The sequence below is a fragment of the Pseudomonas sp. M2 genome, assembly GCF_015751845.1.
GTDB lineage: Bacteria > Pseudomonadota > Gammaproteobacteria > Pseudomonadales > Pseudomonadaceae > Aquipseudomonas > Aquipseudomonas putida_E.
Genome location: NZ_JADOUD010000001.1, coordinates 5,281,487 through 5,304,273 on the forward strand (window position 1 = coordinate 5,281,487; position 22,787 = coordinate 5,304,273).

Consider the following 22,787-nt stretch of genomic DNA (forward strand, 5'->3'; position numbering starts at 1 on the left):
CACACCAACCTAAAGCGATGCGCCGCAAAATGCGCGTTGCCGGGTTCCTATTGCCTAAGAAAAACTTGCGATGAAATTCTCTCGATTCTTCATTGATCGTCCCATCTTTGCCGCTGTCCTGTCAGTGGTGATCTTGCTGCTGGGTGTGATCTCGCTCTTCAAGTTACCCATTGCCGAGTACCCTGAGGTGGTGCCGCCGCAGGTGCTGGTGCACGCCGAGTTCCCCGGCGCCAACCCCAAGGTCATTGCTGAAACGGTGGCTGCGCCTATTGAGGAAAAAATCAATGGCGTGGAAAAGATGCTGTATATGCAGTCCCAGGCCAACAGTGATGGGCAGATGACTACCACGGTCACCTTTGAGTTGGGGATGGACCCCAACCTTGCCCAGCAGTTAGTACAAAATCGCGTCTCCCAGGCAATACCAAGACTACCGGAAGCCGTGCAGAAACTCGGGGTCACTACGATCAAGGCGTCTAGCACGATGACCCTGGCCGTGACCCTCTTCTCACCCAACGATCAGTACGACGTCGACTACTTGCACAATTATGGCCTTATCCATATCCGTGACCGCCTGGCCCGCATCAAGGGTGTAGGCGACGTTCAGCTCAAAGGCGGCGGGGATTACTCCATGCGCGTTTGGCTGGACCCGCGAAAGCTGGCCGAGCGCAATCTGTCTGCAAGCGACGTAGTGAGTGCGATCCAAGCGCAGAACGCTCAAGTATCGGCAGGCATGGTGGGTGCCACGCCCAGTGCACCAGGCGTGACGTTGCAGCTTGATCTCAACGTCAAGGGCCGCTTGCAGACGCCCCAGGAGTTTGAAGCCATTGTCCTGAAAACCAATGCCGATGGCGGTGTGACCTATCTTCGCGATGTGGCACGGGTAACACTTGGCGCGTCGGATTACACCCAGAGCACGCACCTCAATACCAAGGTTTCGATGACCATCTGGGTATTCCAGCAGCCCGGTGCCAATGCGCTGCAGATTGCCGACGATGTGCGCCGTGAAATGGCGGAAGTCGGCAAGGAAATGCCCAAAGGTGTCAGCTATGGCTTCAACTACGACCCTACACGGTTCGTCGCCGCCAGCATCGAAGCCGTTGTGCACACCTTGCTGGAAGCCATTGCGTTGGTCGTACTGGTCGTCATTCTGTTCCTTCAGAACTGGCGAGCGTCGTTGATTCCTCTGCTGGCAGTACCGGTTGCCATCGTAGGCACGTTCTCCCTGATGCTGGCTTTTGGCTTTTCGATCAATGCGCTCTCACTCTTCGGAATGGTCTTGGCAATTGGCATTGTCGTGGACGATGCCATCGTCGTCGTGGAAAACGTCGAGCGCAACCTGGAGCATGGACTGAGCCCCAGAGAAGCTACCTACAAAGCCATGGATGAGGTCAGTGGCCCGATTATCGCGATTGGCCTGACCCTGGTTGCGGTATTCGTGCCGCTGGCATTCATGTCTGGCTTGACCGGGCAGTTCTATCAGCAGTTCGCGATGACCATTGCGATTTCGACCGTCATTTCGGCATTCAACTCTCTTACGCTGTCTCCGGCATTGTCCGCTTTGCTGCTTAGAAGCCCGCATGCGCCCAAGGACCGTTTGACGCGGATCATGGATCGGGCCTTGGGCACGTTCTTCAACGCATTCAACCGGTTCTTCAAGCGCGGCTCCAATGCTTACGGCGCTGGCGTACGCAGCACGCTCAAGCACAAGGGCGTAATGATGGGTTGCTACGTTTTGTTGTTGACGCTGGCCGTGCTCATGGGAGACGTCGTACCGGGTGGTTTTGTACCCGCACAGGACAAGCAGTACCTGATCGCAGTGGCGCAACTGCCTAGTGGCGCTACGCTTGAGCGCTCGGATGCAGTCTCTCAGGAGATGGGGCGTATTGCCCTGACGGAGCCGGGTGTAGGCTTTACCGTTGCCCATGCTGGGCTATCGATCAACGGCTTTACCTCATCGTCCAGTTCGGTGGTGATGTTCCTGCCGCTGACCGCCTTCGAAGACCGCTACGGTCATGGCGTGCATTTAAGCGACAGTGCAATTGCCAAGTCACTGAATGAGAAGTTTGCCCAGATCAAGGAAGCCAAGATATCGGTCTTCACCCCCCCGCCGGTATTAGGCCTGGGCACCCTCGGCGGCTTCAAGTTGCAACTCGAAGATCGCGGGGCGCTGGGCTACCAGGCGTTGCATGACGCGACGGAAGCGTTCATCGCAGAAGCAGCAAAGGCACCTGAGCTGGGCCCCCTGTTCAGCAGTTATGACATCAACATCCCGCAGTTGAACCTTGAGGTGGATCGCGTCAAGGCGCAGCAGTTGGGCGTGCCGGTCAACGAAGTGTTCGACACTCTGCAAATCTACCTGGGCTCGCTTTACGTTAATGACATCAACCTGTTTGGCCGCGTCTACCAGGTACGCGTGCAAGCAGACGCGCGTTTCCGAGCATTCGCCCACGATATCGGTCAGTTGAAAGCCCGGAGCACTACTGGCGAAATGGTTCCGCTCGACGCTTTGCTTCGTGTCAAGCAAACCTATGGGCCTGAAATGGTCGTGCGCTACAACGGCTTCACCGCCGCAGACCTCAATGGTGGACCGGCACCGGGGTATTCCAACAACCAGGCTCAAGCGGCGATCGAACGCATCGCCAAGCAAACCTTACCTGCAGGCATCAAGTTCGAATGGACAGATCTCGCTTACCAGCAGCAGTTGGCCGGTAACTCCGCACTGTTGGTATTCCCGATCTGCGTGCTGTTGGTTTTTCTGGTGCTTGCCGCTCAATACGAGAGCCTGGCCTTGCCGATGGCGGTGATCATGATCGTACCGATGAGCATCTTGTCTGCGCTGTTAGGCGTCTGGCTGACGCAAGGCGACAACAACATTTTCACCCAGATAGGTCTGGTCGTCCTGGTTGGGCTGTCAGCCAAAAACGCCATCCTTATCGTCGAATTCGCCCGCGAGCTCGAAATGCAGGGCCACAGCGTGGTGGATGCTGCGGTGCAAGCGAGCAGATTACGTCTACGGCCGATTCTGATGACATCGATGGCATTCATCATGGGCGTTGTGCCGATGGTGGTTGCTACCGGTCCAGGTTCAGAAATGCGCCATGCCATCGGCGTCAGCGTGTTCTTCGGCATGCTCGGCGTAACCGTGTTCGCCCTGTTGCTCACACCGCTGTTCTACGTCTTGCTGCGCAAACTGTCGGGCAATAAATCGCTGGTGACCGAGCATCACCGTTCCGCTCATATCGAGGTTTGATACACCATGAATCTTGCCGTTTCCATTCGGTGGCCTCAGCTGTCCATGGGTGCCCTTGCAGTTGCCATGGTGAGCGCCTGTCATTCACTTGCGCCCGAATACGTGGTGCCTGCCACGCCCACACAGGCACATTACAAAGAGTCGAACGTCGACGATCAAGCTGGGTGGAAAACCGCACAGCCCGCAGACCAGTACCCACGGGGTCAATGGTGGAAGGTTTTTGCTGATTCTACCTTGGATGACCTGCAAGCCCGAGCGATGGCGGCCAACCAGGGCTTGAAGCAGGCATTCGCCAGGCTTCAGGAAGCCCGGGCCTATCATCAAGGTACCGAAGCGCGGCGTTTGCCAAGCGTGAGTACAGGCATCGGACCGTCACGTGAGCTCACCTCGCAGTCCTCGAATGACGTTGCCCAGTCGGCTACTACCTACTGGCGCGCACAGTTGAACGTTGCCTACGAGGCAGACTTGTTTGGCCGCGTCAGTGACGCGATCAAAGCTTCCGCCGCCGATGAACAGCAAAGTGCGGCGCTCTATCATTCTGTTTTGCTAGCCCTGCAGGCCGATGTAGCAGCGAACTACTATCAGCTTCGAACCCTGGATGCCCAGATAAGCATCTACCGCGATACCTTGAAGCTGCGGGAAGACGCCTTGGCGTTTGCAACCAAGCGCAAGGACTCAGGGCAGGTCAGCGAAATGGACTGGATGCGTGCGCAAACCGAGCTCGCCACCACGCGGGCCGGCGAATTGGCGCTGGTCAGAGCCCGCGCCGCACGAGAACACAACCTCGCGGTGCTCCTGGGGCAGGCGCCATCAACCTTTGACTTCCCATTCATGCCCGTGCAGCCCTTAACGGTGGAAATACCCGTCGGCGTGCCATCAGCACTGCTGGAGCGGCGCCCAGACGTCGCGGCGGCAGAGCGTGCCATGGCTGCTGCCAATGCACGGATCGGCGTCGCCAAGGCTGCGTATTTTCCTTCATTGACGCTGACCGGTACGGCAGGATACGAAAGCAACACCTTGGGTGAGTTATTCCAAGGGTCCAGCAAAGCATTTCTGTTGGGGCCGTTGACCGGGACCGTGCTGAACCTGCCGCTGTTCGATGGAGGCAAGCGTGACGCAGACCTTGCCAACGCGCGGGCCGCTTACGACGAGCAAGCAGCCAATTATCAGCAGACCGTCCTCGATGCTTTGCGGGAGGTAGAGGATAACCTCGCCAACATCAGGTTGCTGCATCAACAAGTCCAAGCTCAGACCCAGGCAATCGAAGCGGCTCAAGGCACAAGCCGTATAGCCCAGGCTCAATATCAGGAAGGTGCAAGCGACTATTTGAATGTGATTGACGCAGATCGAACGACATTGCAAACCAAGCAAGCGTTGGCGGCACTGCAGGGCGAGCAGTCCATTGCCACCGTCAGGCTAATCACCGCGCTAGGCGGCGGTTGGGCTACCTCTGCGGCTATTGAGCCTTGACGATTGCGGGTGCTTGCCTCACCCCGTCAGACAAGCACCCGCTAGACGCTGCCAAATTTTGATATTGCAAAATCCAGGAAGCTACGCAGCTTCGGGGGCATATGCTTGTCGGGAGCATACAGCGCGTGCAACGGCCGCGTAGGGGCACGGTAATCCGGTAGCAACTCGACCAGGCGCCCTGATTCGAGGTAGTCACTCACCAGTTCGACAGGCTGCAGCATCACGCCAAGCCCAGCCAAAGCGGCACATAGCAGCGGCTCTCCATGATCAGACACGAATCGGCTTTGCACGGGCACCTCTACCCTGCCCTCATCTCCTTCCAGAACCCAATGAGTACGCAGCTCTGTATGGGAAAAACCAAGACACTCATGATGGCGAAGATCATCAGGAGTGGACGGAGCACCGTGTGCTCGCAGATAGTCGGGTGAGGCGCACATGACCAACTGATAAGGCGCCAATACTCTCGCAATCAGCCCAGAGTCGGCCAACCGACCGACGCGAAAAATCACGTCGTAGCCCTCGTCGATAAGGTCGACTGCACGGTTTGATAGGTTGAGCTCAATATTGACTTGAGGATAAGCCTTCATGAACTCGGGCAAGACCGGTGCCAGCGCATGCATGCCAAAACTCACCGGCGCATTGATCTTGAGTCGCCCGTTTGGCGAAGCAAGCGCGACCGCCGCCAGGTTTTCCGCCTCTTCCACATCATGAAGAATCAACTTGGCACGGGCATAGAACGACTGGCCAAAATCCGTCAGGCTGTGGGTCCTGGTGGTTCTGGTGAGCAACCGCACGCCGAGCCGCTCCTCCAGGGAGTTAACATGTTTACCCACCAATTGCGCAGACATGTGCAGCACCTTCCCCGCGGCGCTGAACGACCCTGTTTCAACTGCCTTTACGAAGGCCTGCATACTCGTGAAACGGTCCATACTGAAGACCTTACTGATAGTAACGAATGCGTTGGCGTGGTGACGCCGGTGATTATAGAGCGCTGCCCGCCGCTGCATAAGCCGCAGGGCACCCTTCTCACCGCGTAAAGCGGTGATGTTGACCAGGGTAGAAGCTGAGTACGAGGATAAAATGAAACCGCCCCAAGGACTGGGGCGGCGTTGTGGGGGCATCTGAAGCTGTAACTCAAGCCTCGCGATAGGTCCCATTCTGCTTTGCCACATGTGTCGAGATGGCATCCATCAGTTCGGGGGATAAACAGTCATAGGGCTCCAGGCCTATGCCTCGCAGTTGCTGGCGAATGCCTGCCATCTGCAGGGGAGGCGTCCCCGTCTCGATGACCGAGGAAACGAACGCCGCAAATGCCGGGGCCGACCAACCTGGTTCTTCAGAGAGCTCCGTATGCACAAAGTCCAGGCCATAAAAAGGATGGCCCTTGTTCTCGATTCGACCATACATGTGAACACCGCACTCGGTGCAGGCATGACGGCGAATGGTCGCAGCCTCATCGACAATTTTCAGCTTCTGACCATTGCTCAGAACGGTTACCGCATCACGTGGCGCGACCGCTATGACGGCAAACTTTGCACCCGCCGGCTTCCAGCATTTGCTACAGCCACAGGCATGGTTATGCAGCGTGGGTGAGTCGACCCGCACCTCGACGGCGTCGGTAGCGCAGTGACACCGCAACACACCGCCAGTGAAGCCTTGCAGGGCGGGCTGTATACCGTTATCCAGTGATGGATGAAGTTTTACGTTGCTCACAGCATGACCCTCTTGTCCGTATATTCAGGGCAATCGAGCCCTATCAGTATTTGATGACGGTCCGGATGGATTTGCCTTCGTGCATCAGGTCAAACGCTTCATTGATGCGGTCCAGTGGCATCGTGTGGGTGACGAAGGGTGCCAGCTCAATTTCTCCGTTCATCGCATCTTCGACCATCTTGGGCAATTGGCTGCGCCCCTTGACGCCACCGAATGCCGAGCCCTTCCAGGTTCGCCCGGTTACCAGCTGGAACGGACGCGTCGAGATTTCCTGGCCGGCACCGGCGACGCCAATCACAATCGACTGGCCCCAACCGCGGTGAGCGCATTCAAGGGCAGATCTCATGACGTTGACATTGCCGATACATTCGAAGGAATGATCAACACCCCACCCCGTCATATCGATGATGACCTGCTGAATGGGTTGCTCATGGTCTTTCGGATTGACGCAATCGGTGGCACCAAAGGAGCGCGCAAGGTCGAATTTGGAGGGGTTGGTATCGATGGCAATGATGCGACCGGCTTTCGCCTGACGAGCGCCCTGGATAACGGCCAGGCCGATTCCGCCAAGGCCAAATACTGCAACGGTGTCCCCAGGCTGAACCTTCGCGGTGTTATGCACCGCACCAATGCCAGTGGTTACGCCGCATCCCAACAGGCAGACATGCTCGTGGTTGGCTTCAGGGTTGATCTTGGCTACGGAGACTTCGGCCACCACCGTGTATTCACTGAAGGTTGAGCATCCCATGTAGTGGTACAGCGGCTGCCCCTGATAGGAAAAACGCGTGGTGCCATCGGGCATAACCCCCTTGCCTTGGGTGGCGCGCACAGCGACACACAGATTGGTCTTACCCGATTTGCAGAACAGGCACTCGCCGCACTCGGCCGTGTACAAAGGGATGACATGGTCGCCTGGCTTCAGGCTTGTGACCCCTTCACCCACTTCTACAACGACGCCTGCACCTTCGTGCCCGAGCACGACTGGAAAAAGCCCTTCAGGGTCATCACCGGACAGCGTGAAGGCATCGGTGTGACATACGCCGGTATCGGTGATCTTGATGAGCACTTCGCCTGCACGAGGTGGCGCCACATCAATTTCGACGATCTCAAGCGGTTTACCGGGTGCAAATGCTACTGCAGCGCGAGATTTCATAATGTCTCCCTATTGGGTTTGAGGTATTGGGCCAGACATCAGCGGGAGCCTGGTTACTAGGGGGGAGTATATACAGGTACCCCCAGGGAGTATATTTCCGAGTACCAGCGATACAGGGTACGAAGCCGTGGCACCCACGCTCCTTTCATTCAAACGCTTTCCCGACGATCTCAGCTAAATCATGGAATTTCACCAAAAATGCTGCAATTTCATGCACAACCCGATAAGCATAGATGAGGCCGAAAGCACCAGAATGCAGGAAACGTTTTTACAGTCGAACCGTTTTGTTTCGAGTCCCCCAAGGCGGCATTCTTGTCGCGTTGCCTTAACGCCGTATGCTCGAGCAGCGTTATACTCCTCCCCACTATCCGCCTGACGTGATGTTCATTCTTTAAGGAGCGCATATGCCCCATTCACCTACCGAAAAAAAACGCGTGCTCGCCAGAGTGCGAAGGGTCCGTGGACAACTGGATGCACTTGAAACAGCGTTGACTGAGGGTGCCGATTGTGGGCCCGTCCTGCAGCAAATCGCGGCGATCCGTGGCGCGGTGAACGGTTTGATGGCCGGGGTGCTGGAAAGCCATCTACGTGAACAGTTCATCAGCGATAGTGAAGATGGCAGCGCACAGCACGATGGGGCGATCGAAGAGGTAGTGACGCTGGTGCGCACCTACCTGAAGTAACGCTTCAAGGCTCCTGAGGCTCATCAGGAGACCGGAATTTTCTTCAACACAGTGGAATGTTTCTTCAATACGCGCTGAGCGTGTGCGCACCATCATCAAACCTCATTACAACAATAACGAGGTGACAAGCCGTGGTGAATGTCGAGCAATCCCTATTGGCAACTGATGGACCTGCCGCCGCGCTGTTTCAGCCGGGTCGTATTGGACGGATGCAGTTACGAAACCGCTTCGTTCAAGCGCCAATTTTTACCCAGTTCGCAAGCACATTTGGCGAAGTGGACGACAAACTGATCGAATACCACCGCGCCCGCGCTCGTGGCGGCGTAGGGTTGATAATCACTGAGAACACGTCCATCGACTGGGACGTCGGGCGTACGGTAGGCCACCCTATACGCATCGACCATGATCGGTTTATCGGTGGGTTGAGCAACCTGGTCGATGCTGTTCATGGTGAAGGGGCAAAAATCGCCGTCCAGCTCCACCATACAGGTCGGCAAAACTCTCAGGGCAATACTGAGCATAACGAACCTCCTATCGCGCCGACTGCGGGCATTACCAGTGCGTTTGGATCCCCTCCGCGGGCCATCGAAGCGCATGAAATACCTGGCCTCATCGACAAGTACGTGCAGGGAGCCCGGCGTGCGGTAGCGGCAGGCTTCGATGCCATCGAATTTCACGGCGCACATGGTTATCTACTGGGCCAATTTCTATCCCCCTTCACCAACAAACGGACCGATCAATGGGGGGGCTCCCTGGAAAATCGTGCGCGCTTCGCCTTGGAGGTCGTACGGGCAGTACGAGCACAGGTGGGGCCAGACTTTCCCCTGCTCTATCGCCTGAGTGTCACCGAACCCTACGATGGCGGTTTGACCCTAGAGGACGGGCTTGCCTTCTGCCAGATGCTCGAGCCATATGTCGACGCCTTGGATGTCAGTGCCGGTAACTACGACACCGCAATGGTCCTGCTCCCGATGGGTGCCCCCGGCTCATTGGTCAACTACGCCAAGGCCGTGAAGCAACGCGTGTCGTTGCCGGTAATCGGTGTCGGCCGTCTCACTTGGCTACTGGAAGACATGGCGGCGGCCATCGACAACGATGAGCTCGATTTTGTGGCGCTCGGCCGTGCGGGCCTTGCAGACCCTGATACGGTCATCAAGACCAAACGTGGAGAACCCGAAAGCGTGCGCCGCTGCATTGCCGTCAACGAGTGCATCTCACGCTGGATGTTCAACGGCAAGGGCACGCAGTGTGTGATCAACCCCACGCTCGGCGAGGAGCGTCGTGCTCAACTGGCCCGCCGGCCGGCAGCCGTCAAGCAGCGGGTGCTTGTGGTCGGCGCCGGCCCAGCAGGCTGCGAGGCTGCGATATTGGCCGCGCAACGCGGGCACCAAGTGGTCTTGCTTGAGCGCCAGGAACGAGTGGGCGGGCAACTCCACGCGTGGGCTGCGGCGAGCCCCTTCAAGCAAGAAATCCTGAACATGATCACGTTCTATGAAACCGAGTTGCGCAAGGCCGGCGTCGAAGTTCATCTCAATTTTGGTGCCGACGCGGTCGTCCCCGCTGAATGGGACCATGTGTTGCTGGCCACTGGCACTGCGCCTGCAACGGGTCCAATGGATGTGGTCGACATGCTCGCTGACAACGCCTTGCCAGAAGCCCTTGAGCTGATCGTTTACGGCGACACCGAGACGGCAATGTATGCAGCTATCTGGCTCGCCGAGAACCAGAAGCGGGTCACGCTGGTTTCACCCTCCGATCAAGTCGGGGTGGATTCCAACGACATGCAGCGAGATCACCTGGAGGCGGTGCTCCAGCAGCTCGGTGTCTCGATCGCGCTCAATGGCAAGCAACCTGAAGCAGGTACTGTCGTAATGGCAACCACGCGTCAACCCTCAACGGCCCATGCCGCTTTGGAGCGTTACTTGAACGTTCAGGCCATTGGTACACGTTTACGTGGTGGGCGTATGTACGAGGCGACACAATCAGGCTTCTGGGCGGCAGCCAAACTGGGAGAACTGCAATGACGGTACGTGCAATCGAGCATGTGGGGATCACGGTACCCGACATGGAACAGGCCACACGCTTTTTCTGCGAGGCATTCGGTGCCCAGGTGCTCTACGACATGCTGGACCAGCCTCTTGGTGGTCCGGAAGTTGAAGCAGGGCTGGGCGTGCCCGCCGGGTCTGTGATTCGGGCGATACGCATGCTGCGCCTTGGTAACGGCCCCAATCTTGAACTGTTCACTTACTCGGGTGTTGAACAATCGCCGCCGGTGCGGCCAAGTGACTTCGGTATCCAGCACTTCTGTATCTACGTGGATGATATCGATGCTGCGGCCGATCGACTGCAGCAGGCGGGCGGTAAATTACTCAGCCAGCCGGGCAACCTTCCAGGTGGAGACGCAGGCGAAGGTAATCGCTATGTGTATACCCGCACACCCTGGGGCAGCACAATCGAACTAGTCACTTACCCCTCCCACCAGCACTACGAAGGCCGCACCGGTCTTCGTCGCTGGCGACCTGCCCGTACGCTACCAGGCGATGTCAACCTGCAGTCGTCATAGGCCAACCCAGGCGCTCGAATCCCTCTGCCGATCTGGTGATGACTTCGAGCGCAATCCCCTGCCGTGCCCCTGCCCTTCTGCCCTGAAACGTTTATGATAGATCTAGTATTAATTTCACGGACTGCCTAGTTACCCAAGGCTGCCCCACGCTCCACATTCATATAAGAAAAGGAGTTGTGATGAACCCTGTCCTGCTTACCCCCAAACGCATGCTTGATGTCATACCCGGAGAGGTTACGGTCAAAGGCACCGTTGACCTGGTACCCGATCATTGTGTGTCACTGCGTGGCTATCGCTTTCTGGAAACCGAAGTGTTCATTCCCTCCATGCGTGATTACCAACTGGTGCGCTGGAAACAGGGAACCCCGCGCCTGGGATTCTGCGATGGACACTGCTGGCAGGTAGCTCAGGCAGAACCCGGGGACATAACCCTGTTGGCCCGGGCAGAGCCTTCACGATGGTTTTGGGCGAATGACATTGAAGTGAGCCATGTCTATATTTCCCAATCGGTCATGGCCAAAGTGGCGCTGGAACTTTTTCAGCGAGAGATAGACGGCATCTTCATCGATCATTGCCCAGTGGTGCGGGACACTGAACTGTCGGGATTGATCGAAGCCTATGAACGCGAGTGCCTGTCCGGCCAGCCAGGGCACGCACTCTACACGCAAACCCTTGAAATCCAAATCTGCATCCACCTGCTCAGGCGCTATGGCGGTGCAGCCATAAAGCGCAGTGAGGAGGGAGCGCGACTTCCTGCACAGACGCGTCACCATCTGCAAGAGTACATCGACGCCAACCTGTCCTCTGCGCTGACCATCAAAGACTTGGCAAAGGTGGCCGGCTTCAGTGCGTCGCAGTTCATTCGGGTTTTCACCACGGAATTCGGAACACCGCCACATCGCTTCGTTCAGGCCAGAAGGCTGAAGAAGGCCGAGCGGTTGCTCAGCCAATGGGCAGACATCCCGCTCAAGGCGGTGGCAATGGAGTGCGGATTCTCAGACCAAAGCCATATGACCAGGTTGTTCAAAGAGAAGCTTTCGATGACGCCTAAGCAATACAGAGGAAAGACGTCCCTATTGGGACGAGCGGATGGTGAAAATCGCCACTAACAAGCAGGTGACAACTGTACCGTCAAAAAAAGAGCCGTCCATACCCGCACGATATGGACGACTCAAAAAACCAAAGCAGCGGAGTCAGGGAAAACCTAGAAGGGATAAGGCTGGTCCGACGGCTCCACCGTGACCCATTTCACTTCAGTGAACTCTTCGATCACTGCACTGCCATCGAAGCGGCCGTAACCGCTTTTCTTCATGCCGCCGTAAGGCGCCTGCGGCTCGTTCTGTACGGTCGCACCATTGATATGAACGCAGCCAGCGTCCAGCCGGCTGGCAAGGCCGAGGGCCTTGGTAACGTCACGACTGAAGATCGAAGAAGAAAGGCCGTAGGCTGTGTCATTGGCCACGGCCAAGGCCTGCTCCGCGCCTTTCACTCTGACGATGGTGGTCACCGGGCCAAAGGTTTCTTCATCGTAAATGGCCATCTCTCGGGTCACGCAGTCGACCAAAGTCGGGCCCATCAATGCACTCTCGGCGAGCCCACCGGTGACAATTTTCGCGCCCTTGTTAACAGCATCGTCCAGCAGATGATTGATCCGCTGCACAGAACCTTGACCGATCATGGGGCCGATCACACAACCCGGAGATTTCGCAGGCAACCCGGTCTCCAGTGCGTTGACGCGCTCGGCAAAGCGAGCGACGAACGCATCCGCAACGGCCTCGTCCACCACGAAACGCTCGGTGGACATGCAAATCTGCCCTTGATACAAAAATGCACCGAACACTGCTGCGTTTACAGCGCCCTCGATATCAGCGTCATCCAACACGATGAATGGCGCCTTGCCTCCCAATTCAAGCAGGCAGCGCTTCAGATGGCTCGCGCAAGTTTGCGCGATCATGCGGCCAACCTTGGTTGAGCCCGTGAAATTGACGCGCCGTACAGTGTCATGGGCAACCAGTGCTTCGGTGACCGCCGCAGCATCTTCAGGAGCACTGATCAGGAAGTTCAGAACACCTGCCGGCAAGCCTGCTTCGTAGAATGCTTCGGCCAACAACGCATGGGTGCGCGGGCTGCTCTCGGAGCCCTTGAAGATCACCGTGTTGCCGCATGCCAGCGGATACGCAATTGCCCGCGCGCCCAGAATCACCGGGCCGTTCCAAGGTACAATGGACAACACCGTACCGACCGGTTGGCGTAGGGTCATGGACAGCGCGCCGGGTTTGTCGGTGGGAATCGTTTCACCCTTGATCTGAGTGGTCATCGCCGCAGCTTCACGCAGCAGGTTTGCCGATGCGCCGACATTGAACTGCGCCCACAATTGCGAAGCGCCAATTTCTTCGGCCATCGCAGTGCAGAAGTCCGCCATCTTGGCTTCTAGTGCATCGGCTGCTGCCAACAGGATACGCCGGCGCTCGGTCGGCCCAGTGCCTGACCAAGTTCGAAATGCGCGCTCGGACGACTCTGCGGCACGCAAAGCGTCCGCCACGCTGCAAGCCGCACCAACGCTGACGGTATGCGCGCTGAGGGGGTCAATGCGCTCGTAGATCTTGCCATCGGACGCCGGTTGCTTCTGGTTATCTATCACCAGTTGTACGGTCATGGTGGGTACCTCTAATTTACAGAAAATTAATTACGCTGCCGTCAGCGCCGGCATGCGCAGGATCGGCTTGATGGTCACGCCGCGCTCGCTATCAGCCATGGCTTCGTTGACCTGATCGAATGCGTAGAACTTGCAAAGTTTGTCGAATGGGAACCGACCTTGTAGGTAGAGATCCACGAGCTTGGGAATGAACGCGTTGGCCACAACGTCGCCCTGGACGATACCCATGATGCGTTTGCCCGGGATCATCACGTCGTTGATGTTGAACGCTACTTCCGTGCCGAATTTGGTCGCACCCACGATGCCGCAGGTACCCAGCGTGGCCAAGGCATCGATGGCTTGGCGTAGTACTTCCGCGCGCCCGGAGCACTCCAGGCTGTAATTGGCTCCCCCTGCCGTAATCTGCTGAATTCGCTCGACGGGGTTTTCATCGCGGCTGTTGATCACATGGGTCGCGCCGAGCTCCAGCGCCAGCTTGAGCCGGCTCGGGGTGACATCCACCGCGATGATGGTGGTCGCACCAGCGATTCGTGCAGCCATCACTGCGGCAAGCCCGACAGCGCCAGCGCCGAAGGCCACGAAGCTGGAGCCAGCCTCGACCTTCAGAGCGTTCAGCACCGAACCTGCACCGGTTTGAATACCGCACCCCAGCGGCCCCAGCAACTCCAACGGAGCCTCTTTGGCGACCTTGACCACGTTACGTTCGTTGGCGATGGCATAGGTCGAGAATGATGACTGGCCAAAGAAATGATCGTGTATCGGCGCGTGCGATTCGCAACTGCAGCTCGACGCACTGCCATCCAGGCGACCGCCACCGAAGTTCAACGGGTGCATGTGTGTGCAGTGCGCCGGATGCCCTGTCTCGCACGGCAGGCACAGGCCGCATGACATGTAGGTCATCACCACATGATCACCCGGTTTCACGGTGGTTACCGCAGAACCCACCGCATCCACTACCCCTGCCCCCTCGTGGCCGAGAATGATCGGCATGGGCGTGGGGAACAATTGATCGCGTACCACCATGTCGGTGTGACAGACACCCGATGCCACAACACGCACACGTACTTCCGTGGGGCGCGGGGCTTCAAGCAACACATCTTCGACCTTCAGCGCGGCACCCGATTCACGCAGGACTGCCGCCTGGATACGCATCTTCTGCACATTATCGTGGGACATTTGCTTCTCCTCGAATCTCTCAGTAGCCGGCGGCGCAAATCATGCGGATTGCAGGGCGCGTGGTCGCTGGCTTCGCTCGGTCGCCTTCTGGCTCACGGCCGGGCGCAGGCAAAAATCGAAGGTCATTTCGGCGAAGCGCCCTTCTACACCACGTGCGTTGGCACGCTCAGCGTCGTCCACGAACTGGATTTCTCCAATCAGGCCGTCACGCGTTGCGTAGGCGAAGTCATCCCACAGGTACTTGTCGTTGGAGAGGTTGATCTGAGTCGTCAGGTGTTCGTGCCCGGGCGCCGAGATGAAGAAATGCACGTGCGCCGGGCGCTGCCCGTGGCGGCCAAGCGCATCGAGGCATTCCTGGGTAGGGCCAGCCGGGTTGCAGCCGTATCCGGACGGTACGATGCTGCGCGCCCGGTAGCGCCCCTGGTCATCGGTAATGATCCGGCGGCGCAGGTTGTATTCGGATTGGCTCTTGTCGAAGTACGAGTAGTTCCCTTCAGTGTTGGCTTGCCACAGATCGACGATCGCACCTGCGATCGGCTTGCCCTGCAAGTCCACAACCTGCCCCTCCAGGAACATCACGGTCGCACGGTCATCCTCGGTGCCGTCATCCATGCGCGCGACACCTTCGCACAGAGGAGCACCCGCTACATAGAGTGGGCCCTCGATGGTGCGTGGTGTACCGCCGGTGCGGCCGACCGCCTCATCTTTGGCATCGGCCAGCAGATCGAGGAAGTGTTCGATGCCGAGGCCAGCGACGAGCAAGCCGGCTTCGTTCTTGGCGCCCAGACGGTTCAGGTAGTCAACCGCGCCCCAGAATTCGTTTTCGGTGATTTCAAGATCTTCGACCAGTCGCGCGGCGTCCTGCAGTACGCGCAGGATGATCTGCTTGCAGCGGGCATCGCCCTTGTCTTGGTTTAAGCCAGCAGCCTCGCGGAAAAAAGCTTGGATCTCAGGCAGGTTGGAAATAGTGATCGCCATGGTGATGACACCTTCTTATATGTGTTCTGAGCGAGGCAAGGCGCCAAGCGCCCTGCCCAATCTTTAGCGCTGAATCAGGCCGCGCGCGCGCGCAGGCCCAACAACTCGCGAGCCTGCAGCAGGTCTTCCTGCATATCGTGATTCCACAGCCAGTCGAACCGTTCAGCGAGCACCTTGCCCAGCCGATCTTCGTCTCCCAGTACGTCTGGGTCACGGAATTCGTAGAGCTCACCCGCTTCGAAGGATGTGCGTTGTACACGGCATGCACGTGGGCGACGGACCACGTCGTATGCGTCAAGCACAGCCTGTGGACGCTTCTCCAGCACCTTCGGGTCTTCCAGCAAACGGGCCAGCAGCCAGGCATCTTCCAGCCCTTGCCCGGCACCCGCACCTTGGTGCGGCAACATGGCGTGTGCAGCATCGCCGATCAGGCCAACACGACCGTGAACGTAACCCGGCAGCTCTGCCAGATCATGCAGCGCCCAAAGCGACGGCGCTGGAATGCACTCAAGGAGTACCTGCGCAGCATCGTCCCAGCCTTCGAACGCGGCCAGCATTTCGGCCTGCGTGGCATTGCGTACCCATGGGGTGTCGCTCGGCCACGCCGGGTTGGGTTGACTACGATCGGAGATGAACGCGACAACGTTGATCAAGCGGCCCTGCTTGACTGGGAACGTGAGGATGTGGCCATCGAGCCCCAGGTACATCTGAGGCACGTCAATCAGGTGCTCGGCAACACCGCGCGCGCGGTAAGCTTCGCGCAATTGCTGGCTGTCGATAAGCCCGCGGTAGGCACAGGTACCACTGAAACGAGGGGAAACCAAAGGCTGGTTCAAGCCTTGCAGTACATGGTCGCGGATCGAAGATTTGATGCCATCGGCACCAATCAGCAAGTCACAACGATGCTCGGTACCATCGGTGAAGGTCACTTGAACCTGGTCGCCGTCCTGCTCAACGCGCTGGGCACGCTTACCGAACTGGGCAATACCATCGGGCAACTGGCTGGCCAGGGCGTCGAGGAAGTCGGCACGGTGCACCGACGACTGTCCAACACCTTCAGCAACGCTGCAACCCAGGTATTTGGCATTGCGACCATTGCGCCATTCGAACCAGATGTCCTGCCACGGCGCAGGGTTACTGTCGGCGATCTTGCCATAGGGTTCGGCGATCCCCAGACCGGCGATCGCACGCACGGCGTTGGCGCCAAAAGACACGCCAGCGCCTACTTCACCGAAAGCGGGCGCGGCTTCGAACAGTTGCACATTCAGATGACTGTGACGGCACAGGTCAAGTGCCAGAGCCACGCCTGCGATACCACCACCGATAATCGAAACGTTCAGAGCAGAAGTAGAATTTTGCATAGCAAGGTACCCTTGGGGCTGATTGTTATTGGTGTTACCGGATCATTACCGTTGCGCAGCTATTGATAAATACCGTTAAAACCATAAACAACATCACAATCATGAATATTACTCGTCATTCATCAAGAAACGGCCTGTGTGCTGATTTGAGCGGGCGGGACCGCCTTGCGACGTTTCAGGAACACCAGAATCGCAGCCGCGCCTATGACGCCAGGGATGGCGAAAACCAGGAAACTGGCTTGCAGTGGTAAGCTTGACCCATGCAATACTCCCCCCAGTACCGGGCCGATAATCGCACCGGTACGCCCTACCCCCATTGCCCAGCCCAGGCCCGTTGAACGCACGTGCGGCGGGTAGTACTGGACAGCGCAGGCGTTGGCGAGGATCTGAGTGCCGATGGTGCAAGCACCAGCAATGGCTATCAGCAGATAAAGCACACCCAATGGCGCCTTGAGTGCCAGCAGGCTCAATGACAATGCACCGCCGACGAAGAACAACAGCAAGACCCGAGTGATGCCCACGCGGTCACCGAGCCAACCGCCTGCAATAGCGCCCACGATGGCGCCACCATTGAGCACCAGCAGAAACGCCAAGCTGGAGTTGAGGCCATAGCCTGCGCTGCTCATGATCTTGGGTAACCATGAACTCAGCGCATAGACCATCAACAGGCAGCAGAAGAAAGCAACCCACAAAGCGAAGGTGCTGATCAGGCGGCCATCACGAAACAGCTCACCGATCGACGCGGTGGATCCGCGCGAAACCGCGTGAACCAGTTGGTCATCGCTCTCTGGCAGATAGCTTGGGTTCGTTTGTGTCAGTACCGATTTGGCCCGCTCGATCTGCCCGCTGCGCAGCAGGAAGTCCATCGATTCCGGCAACTGACGGAGCAGCAACGGGAGCATCAGCAGCGGGATCCAGGCTACGTAGAACACCGCTTGCCATCCCCACTGAGGAATGAAAAGCATCCCCAGCCCTGCAGATAACATTCCGCCCAGCGAATAGCCGCTGAACATGATTGCAACCAGGGTACTGCGTGATTTCTTCGGGGCGTACTCATTCATCAAGGCGACGACATTCGGCATCACGCCGCCGATTCCCAGCCCCGCAATGAAGCGGCACAGCGCAAAGACTTCAGGGCTGGAGGCAAAACCGTTCAACCCAGTGACACCGCTGAACAGCAGCACACAGATCATGATGGTCTTGCGACGGCCGATCCGGTCCGAGATCGACCCGAAGAACAAAGCGCCCAACATCATCCCGACCAGTGCACAGCTACCCAGAACGCCAGCCTCCAGCGAACTGAGTCCCCATTCGGCCATCAGCGACGGCAACACCACGCCGTAGATCACGAGATCGTAGCCGTCGAAGATGATGATCAGCGCGCACCAGACCAAGACACGCGCATGAAAGGCATTGAAACGCGCCCCATCCATCAGGGCCGAAACGTCGATTTTTCGCATGGCATCGCTCATTCTTGTAATTGTTATGGTGGGTTGCACACCCTTGTTGCGCCCTCAACCATTAACGACCGCTGGACTGCATCGCAACAGGCTGAGGAGCGCTTCGGGTCATCATGACCAAGCCGGCAGAGGTCTCACATGCCGCAAAACGAATACCGAGTATGTCCATCATGAATATTTGTCACCGCTTCACACACCGGAAGCCGATATGGGAACTGGTGGTATCCATCGCCTGAGGCGAACGTGCCGGAGCGCGGTAGCGCTGACAGTAATTGGGTGCACACAGGTGGGAACCGCCCTTGAGCACTTTCATCTGCGCTGCCCTTTTCGCATGTGAGCAACAGGATTTGCGCGGGCTCGCATGCGATGGCTGGAACACGGTGGTGGTCCACTCCCAGACATTGCCAATCATGTCGTACAGGCCATATCCGTTCGCTGGAAACGCACCCACGGGTGAGGTCCGGCTGTAGCCATCGGTCTGCAGGTTTTCGGCCGGGAAATTGCCCTGCCAGGTATTGGCCATGTGCTTGCCCTCTGGCACCAGATGGTGACCCCAGACAAACTCGCCCTGCTGATTGCCGCCCCAGGCTGCATACTCCCATTCAGGCTCGCCAGGCAGGTCGCATCCTGCCCATTGTGCATAGGCCAAGGCGTCCTCAAGGCCCACATGCACCACAGGGTGTTGAGCCATACCCTGCAAATCCGAGCCCGGCCCAAGGGGATGGCGCCAGTCGGCACCCGGCACCAGCGCCCACCAGCGGTTTACATCATCCAGTGGCACGCTCCCCGATGGCGGTATAAAAACCAGCGACGCGGGCCGCAACTGCGCTGGGGGCACACCGGGATAGTCCAGTGGATCAAGGGGGCGCTCGGCCTGCGTGACGTAACCTGTTCGAGCCACGAACCTGGCGAACATCGCATTGGTGACAGGCGTACTCTGGATCCAGAAGCCTGCCACCTGTTCCCAATGCGCCGGTGCTTCCTCGGGATAATGGTTGTCCGAGCCCATGAGGAAACGGCCAGGCTCGATCCACACCCAGTCAGCTTCTTGCTGCTCAGGTTCAGAGCGGCTGCTTGTCGGCAGTTTCATAGTGCTTGATCTCGTTACCGAAACGAATTTTCTTTGCCAACTGGTCATCCCAGTTGATGCCGTTTCGGGCTTGGCATTCCTGCCATTGGCCCAGCATCTTTTGAGTGACCTGCTGGTTTTGAGCGGCCAGATCGAACCTTTCGGTCGGGTCCTTGCGAATATCGAACAACTCCCATTTGCCAGACCCCCAAGGCGTGTTGCTGAACGTCATCTTCCAGTCGCCTTGCAGCAGAGATACGCGACCGAACAATTCGGTGCACTGCAATTGATCGGCCGGGTGGACAGACGGGTGCGCGCCCTTGAGGAACGCCACTGCGGAGGTGCCTTGCATCTTCTCGATGGCACTGTCACCAACGGCTGGATGCTCGACCTTGGCCAGCTCCAGGAAGGTCGGTGCCAGGTCTTTCACGCTGACGTAAGCATCAGAAATTTCGCCATGGCGCATGCCCGGTCCGGCAATGAACGCAGCAGTACGAATGCCGCCTTCGTACGTGAAGGCTTTATACATCCTGAATGGTGTGGAGCTCACCCGAGCCCAGTTGGGCCCATAACCGGCGAACGAGCCTGGCTTTCCGATGTTCTCAAGTGAGTTGTCGAAGTTATCGGCGATCCATTTGGCGTTGTTGGGCGTGACATCCTCAGGGTTGCTGCCCTCCGCGCCGTTGTCCGAGAAGAACACGAACACTGTATTGTCATATTGCCCCGTTGCCTTGAGATGCTTGACCAACTTACCGACATTGTCGTCAAGGTTGGTAATCATGGCCGCGTAGATTTCCATCCTGCGCGCCTCGAGCGCTCGCTCGCGGGTCGACAACTGCTCCCAGGTTGGCCATACCCCGGGGCCTGGATTGATTTGTACATCTTTGGCCACCAGCCCCATGGCTTTCATCCGTTTGAGGCGCGCCTCGGCGACATCCACATAGCCCTTATCGTAGAAGCCCCGGTAACGTTCCAGATAGGCCGTGGGTACCTGCAACGGCCAATGAGGCGCGGTGTAAGCCAGATAGGCGAAGAAAGGTTTGCCTGTGGAGGAGCCAATCTGCTCAATCGCAGTCCGTGTGAAATAGTCCGACGAAAAACCGAAGTCTTTCGGTAGGTCGATGTTTTCACCATTTAGACGATAGGTCGCCTTGGGGTTGCGGTCAGTGGTGCCGCCTTGCGTGAAGTGATCAGCGGATCCCTCGATCAAGGCAAATGATTGGTCGAAGCCGCGGGCCTTGGGGCTGAGTTCCGGCGTTTTGCCCAAGTGCCATTTGCCGACCATCAGGGTGCGATAGCCATTGGCCTGAAGGAGCTTGGGGAAGGCGACAACCCGATCGGTCAAATACCCTTCGTAACCACGCTTGCCGACCTGCTCAGGCAATACCAGCTCAGCCATGGTCCCAACCCCGGCTATATGGTTGTCAGTGCCGCTCATGAGCATGGATCGGGTGGGCGAACACGTCGGGGCGGTGTGGTAGTTGCTCAACGTCACTCCCTGACGTGCAATGGCGTCCAGGTTGGGGGTCTGGATCTCGCTGCCGAATGCACTCAAGTCCGAATAGCCCATATCATCCGCAACGATCAGCACAATGTTCGGGCGGCTGGTCTTGTCTATCGAAGCGGCGTGGACACTGGGCTGCGATAGCAAGCTCAAGCCAGCGGCCAAGGCCGCAGTACAGATAAGGTTCGGTTTACGCATATCAAACATCGCGAACTCCATTGTTATTATTTGACGACGCCAGCAGGCGTATCAGAAAACGAACTGGGTGTAGACGCCGAAGTAATCGCTGTCCTTGCCGCCGATATCCTCCAGGGCCTCCCCTGCCTGCACATGCGTGTACATGGCGTGTATCGTCGTGAAACGGTTGATGCGCCAGTCGAGCATGATGTTGGTGTTGGTCGCGACGTGCCGCGCATTGCCCTGGTTAGCCGCGTAGGGAGCACTGGTGGGGAGGTAGTAGATGCCGTCGTCCGTGCTTTGACGCATGAGGTAGTCGACATTCATTTCAAGCTTCAGGTCCTGGGAAAACTTGATCGATGCCACCGGGGCAATGTTGATCATGTTGGTCGCGGTGAACCAGTTGGCGTCTGTGTAAACCAGGCCAGCGGCGAGTGCCGGAGCTACGAAGTCGCCGAGCGTGTTGTCGTTCGGATCGTCATCGCCACTGAACGCATTGGCCCGAAAACCCAGGCGCGGCGTCAGTGCAACATCATTGAAGGTATACCCGCCTTGCGTCATCAAACCCCAGGCGCGGATGCTTTGACCGCCACTGGTCCCACCCTGGGCCACGGCCTCGATGTCGTAATCCCATGGGGATGCCTGGCGGTACAGGCGGACCCCGTAGCTGTTGCGCCGTTCACTGCCGGAAACGCTGGTGTACACCGCGTTGTCTCGGCCGTAGGTGTATGCAAACACATCGACATTGCTGCCCAGCGGGTGCCATACCCCGGTGCCGTAAATTCCCGAGAAATCCTGCGCCTTGTCGCGCTGGTCATCGAACTTCAAAGGGTCGATCTGGGTCGGGCTGACCGAGAACAGCTCCCAGCGGGTCTTGGCCGGCGTTAGCCAGGACAGTTTTATGCCGTCGTAGGTGTAGCGCACGTTGGCGCCTTCGCGCAGCCCGGCAAGACGCGCGCTGCCCATCGGCATGACGAACCGTCCGCCACGCAGCGAGGCTATGCCGTAGGCGTCATCGCCTGCGGTGTACTCGACGAACATCTGCTGGATATCGGTCTTGTCTCGGTTGAAACGGCTTACACGCTCGGAAAAGAATTCGCGGTTGTCGCCCAGCTCGGTGAACACACGCAAGCCATTGCTCAGATTCAGATCTGCGCTGAGCCTGAGTCGCTGCTGCAACATGCTGTTGGGGTTTGAACGGCCACCCACCCCGAGCAGTGCGTGCTGATAGTCCTGGTACTGGTAGCGAATTTCGCCACCAATGGAAAGGTAGTCACGGGCATCGCCGGACAGGGGGATGTATCGGATAGAACCGAGAAAGTCCTTGCTGCGGATGGCCTCGTCCGCCAGGTATATCGGGTTGTCTGCCCACGCAATTGTCGCAGCGGGTGGTAATTTGAGCTCGTTTGTACCCTGCGCAAGCGCCAGGGAGGCCGAGCTGAGCAAGCATGAATACAGCAAGGGCTTGGATACGCTTTTCATGTGCAGCCTTTTTATTTTTGTTTTTTGATTAAGGGGGCTGAATCCCTTCTACGCCGAGTCCTGCGTCATCCTTCGCGTCGGCCAGGGCAAGG

General features: G+C 57.9%; 17 protein-coding genes. 6 read left to right on the forward strand and 11 right to left on the reverse strand.

Features of this window, described 5'->3' with window-relative positions; translation table 11 throughout:
• The first annotated feature begins 70 nt into the window (after positions 1 to 70).
• Positions 71 to 3,250 carry a multidrug efflux RND transporter permease subunit gene (locus tag IWW33_RS24450; RefSeq protein WP_174141260.1) on the forward strand — a complete coding sequence of 1,060 codons (3,180 nt, stop codon included), beginning with the start codon at positions 71 to 73 and terminating at the stop codon, positions 3,248 to 3,250.
• Between the two features lie 6 nt (positions 3,251 to 3,256).
• A complete protein-coding gene (locus IWW33_RS24455; RefSeq protein ID WP_174141261.1) occupies positions 3,257 to 4,720 on the forward strand; it encodes an efflux transporter outer membrane subunit in 1,464 nt (487 codons plus the stop codon).
• 41 nt (positions 4,721 to 4,761) lie between these two features.
• Here IWW33_RS24455 and IWW33_RS24460 read toward each other — a convergent pair whose 3' ends face one another.
• From IWW33_RS24460 to IWW33_RS24470, 3 genes are all read right to left on the reverse strand, one after another.
• Positions 4,762 to 5,649: a LysR family transcriptional regulator gene (locus IWW33_RS24460; protein ID WP_174141262.1), complete on the reverse strand. Its 888-nt coding sequence runs from the start codon at positions 5,647 to 5,649 to the stop codon at positions 4,762 to 4,764.
• Positions 5,650 to 5,854: 205 nt separating this feature from the next.
• On the reverse strand, positions 5,855 to 6,433 hold the full coding sequence (gene gfa, locus IWW33_RS24465) for an S-(hydroxymethyl)glutathione synthase (protein ID WP_174141263.1): 579 nt from the start codon (positions 6,431 to 6,433) through the stop codon (positions 5,855 to 5,857).
• Positions 6,434 to 6,476: 43 nt separating this feature from the next.
• On the reverse strand, positions 6,477 to 7,586 hold the full coding sequence (locus tag IWW33_RS24470; RefSeq protein ID WP_014861938.1) for an S-(hydroxymethyl)glutathione dehydrogenase/class III alcohol dehydrogenase: 1,110 nt from the start codon (positions 7,584 to 7,586) through the stop codon (positions 6,477 to 6,479).
• Between the two features lie 404 nt (positions 7,587 to 7,990).
• Between IWW33_RS24470 and frmR the strand changes: the two genes are divergently transcribed.
• The 4 genes from frmR (at position 7,991) to IWW33_RS24490 (ending at position 11,941) form a co-directional block, all read left to right on the forward strand.
• Positions 7,991 to 8,269, forward strand: a complete 279-nt coding sequence (frmR, locus tag IWW33_RS24475; protein ID WP_174141264.1) for a formaldehyde-responsive transcriptional repressor FrmR — start codon at positions 7,991 to 7,993, stop codon at positions 8,267 to 8,269.
• Between the two features lie 131 nt (positions 8,270 to 8,400).
• Entirely contained in the window at positions 8,401 to 10,293 is a 1,893-nt protein-coding gene (locus tag IWW33_RS24480; RefSeq protein ID WP_174141265.1) for an FAD-dependent oxidoreductase, read from the forward strand.
• Positions 10,290 to 10,832: a VOC family protein gene (locus tag IWW33_RS24485; protein WP_174141266.1), complete on the forward strand. Its 543-nt coding sequence runs from the start codon at positions 10,290 to 10,292 to the stop codon at positions 10,830 to 10,832. The genes IWW33_RS24480 and IWW33_RS24485 overlap by 4 nt, the downstream gene beginning before the upstream one ends.
• A gap of 179 nt (positions 10,833 to 11,011) precedes the next feature.
• Positions 11,012 to 11,941, forward strand: coding sequence for an AraC family transcriptional regulator (locus IWW33_RS24490; protein ID WP_174141267.1), 930 nt, complete (start codon positions 11,012 to 11,014; stop codon positions 11,939 to 11,941).
• A 95-nt stretch (positions 11,942 to 12,036) separates the two neighbouring features.
• On the opposite strand, the gene IWW33_RS24495 is transcribed toward IWW33_RS24490, so the two are convergent.
• From IWW33_RS24495 to IWW33_RS24530, 8 genes are all read right to left on the reverse strand, one after another.
• Positions 12,037 to 13,488, reverse strand: coding sequence for an aldehyde dehydrogenase (locus IWW33_RS24495; RefSeq protein ID WP_174141268.1), 1,452 nt, complete (start codon positions 13,486 to 13,488; stop codon positions 12,037 to 12,039).
• 30 nt (positions 13,489 to 13,518) lie between these two features.
• Positions 13,519 to 14,664, reverse strand: coding sequence for an NAD(P)-dependent alcohol dehydrogenase (locus tag IWW33_RS24500; protein WP_174141269.1), 1,146 nt, complete (start codon positions 14,662 to 14,664; stop codon positions 13,519 to 13,521).
• A 39-nt stretch (positions 14,665 to 14,703) separates the two neighbouring features.
• Complete coding sequence (gene catA / locus IWW33_RS24505; RefSeq protein ID WP_174141270.1) at positions 14,704 to 15,642, reverse strand: catechol 1,2-dioxygenase; 939 nt, start codon at positions 15,640 to 15,642, stop codon at positions 14,704 to 14,706.
• A gap of 74 nt (positions 15,643 to 15,716) precedes the next feature.
• Positions 15,717 to 17,003 (reverse strand): salicylate 1-monooxygenase, encoded by a 1,287-nt coding sequence (gene salA / locus IWW33_RS24510; protein ID WP_174141271.1) that lies wholly within the window; start codon positions 17,001 to 17,003, stop codon positions 15,717 to 15,719.
• A gap of 122 nt (positions 17,004 to 17,125) precedes the next feature.
• Positions 17,126 to 18,463 (reverse strand): aromatic acid/H+ symport family MFS transporter, encoded by a 1,338-nt coding sequence (locus tag IWW33_RS24515; protein ID WP_174141272.1) that lies wholly within the window; start codon positions 18,461 to 18,463, stop codon positions 17,126 to 17,128.
• A 181-nt stretch (positions 18,464 to 18,644) separates the two neighbouring features.
• Positions 18,645 to 19,553, reverse strand: coding sequence for a formylglycine-generating enzyme family protein (locus IWW33_RS24520; RefSeq protein WP_174141273.1), 909 nt, complete (start codon positions 19,551 to 19,553; stop codon positions 18,645 to 18,647).
• On the reverse strand, positions 19,525 to 21,243 hold the full coding sequence (locus IWW33_RS24525; protein WP_174141274.1) for an arylsulfatase: 1,719 nt from the start codon (positions 21,241 to 21,243) through the stop codon (positions 19,525 to 19,527). Before IWW33_RS24525 ends, IWW33_RS24520 begins: the two co-directional genes overlap by 29 nt.
• Before the next feature lie 42 nt (positions 21,244 to 21,285).
• On the reverse strand, positions 21,286 to 22,695 hold the full coding sequence (locus tag IWW33_RS24530) for an alginate export family protein (protein WP_174141275.1): 1,410 nt from the start codon (positions 22,693 to 22,695) through the stop codon (positions 21,286 to 21,288).
• Positions 22,696 to 22,787: the final 92 nt, after the last annotated feature.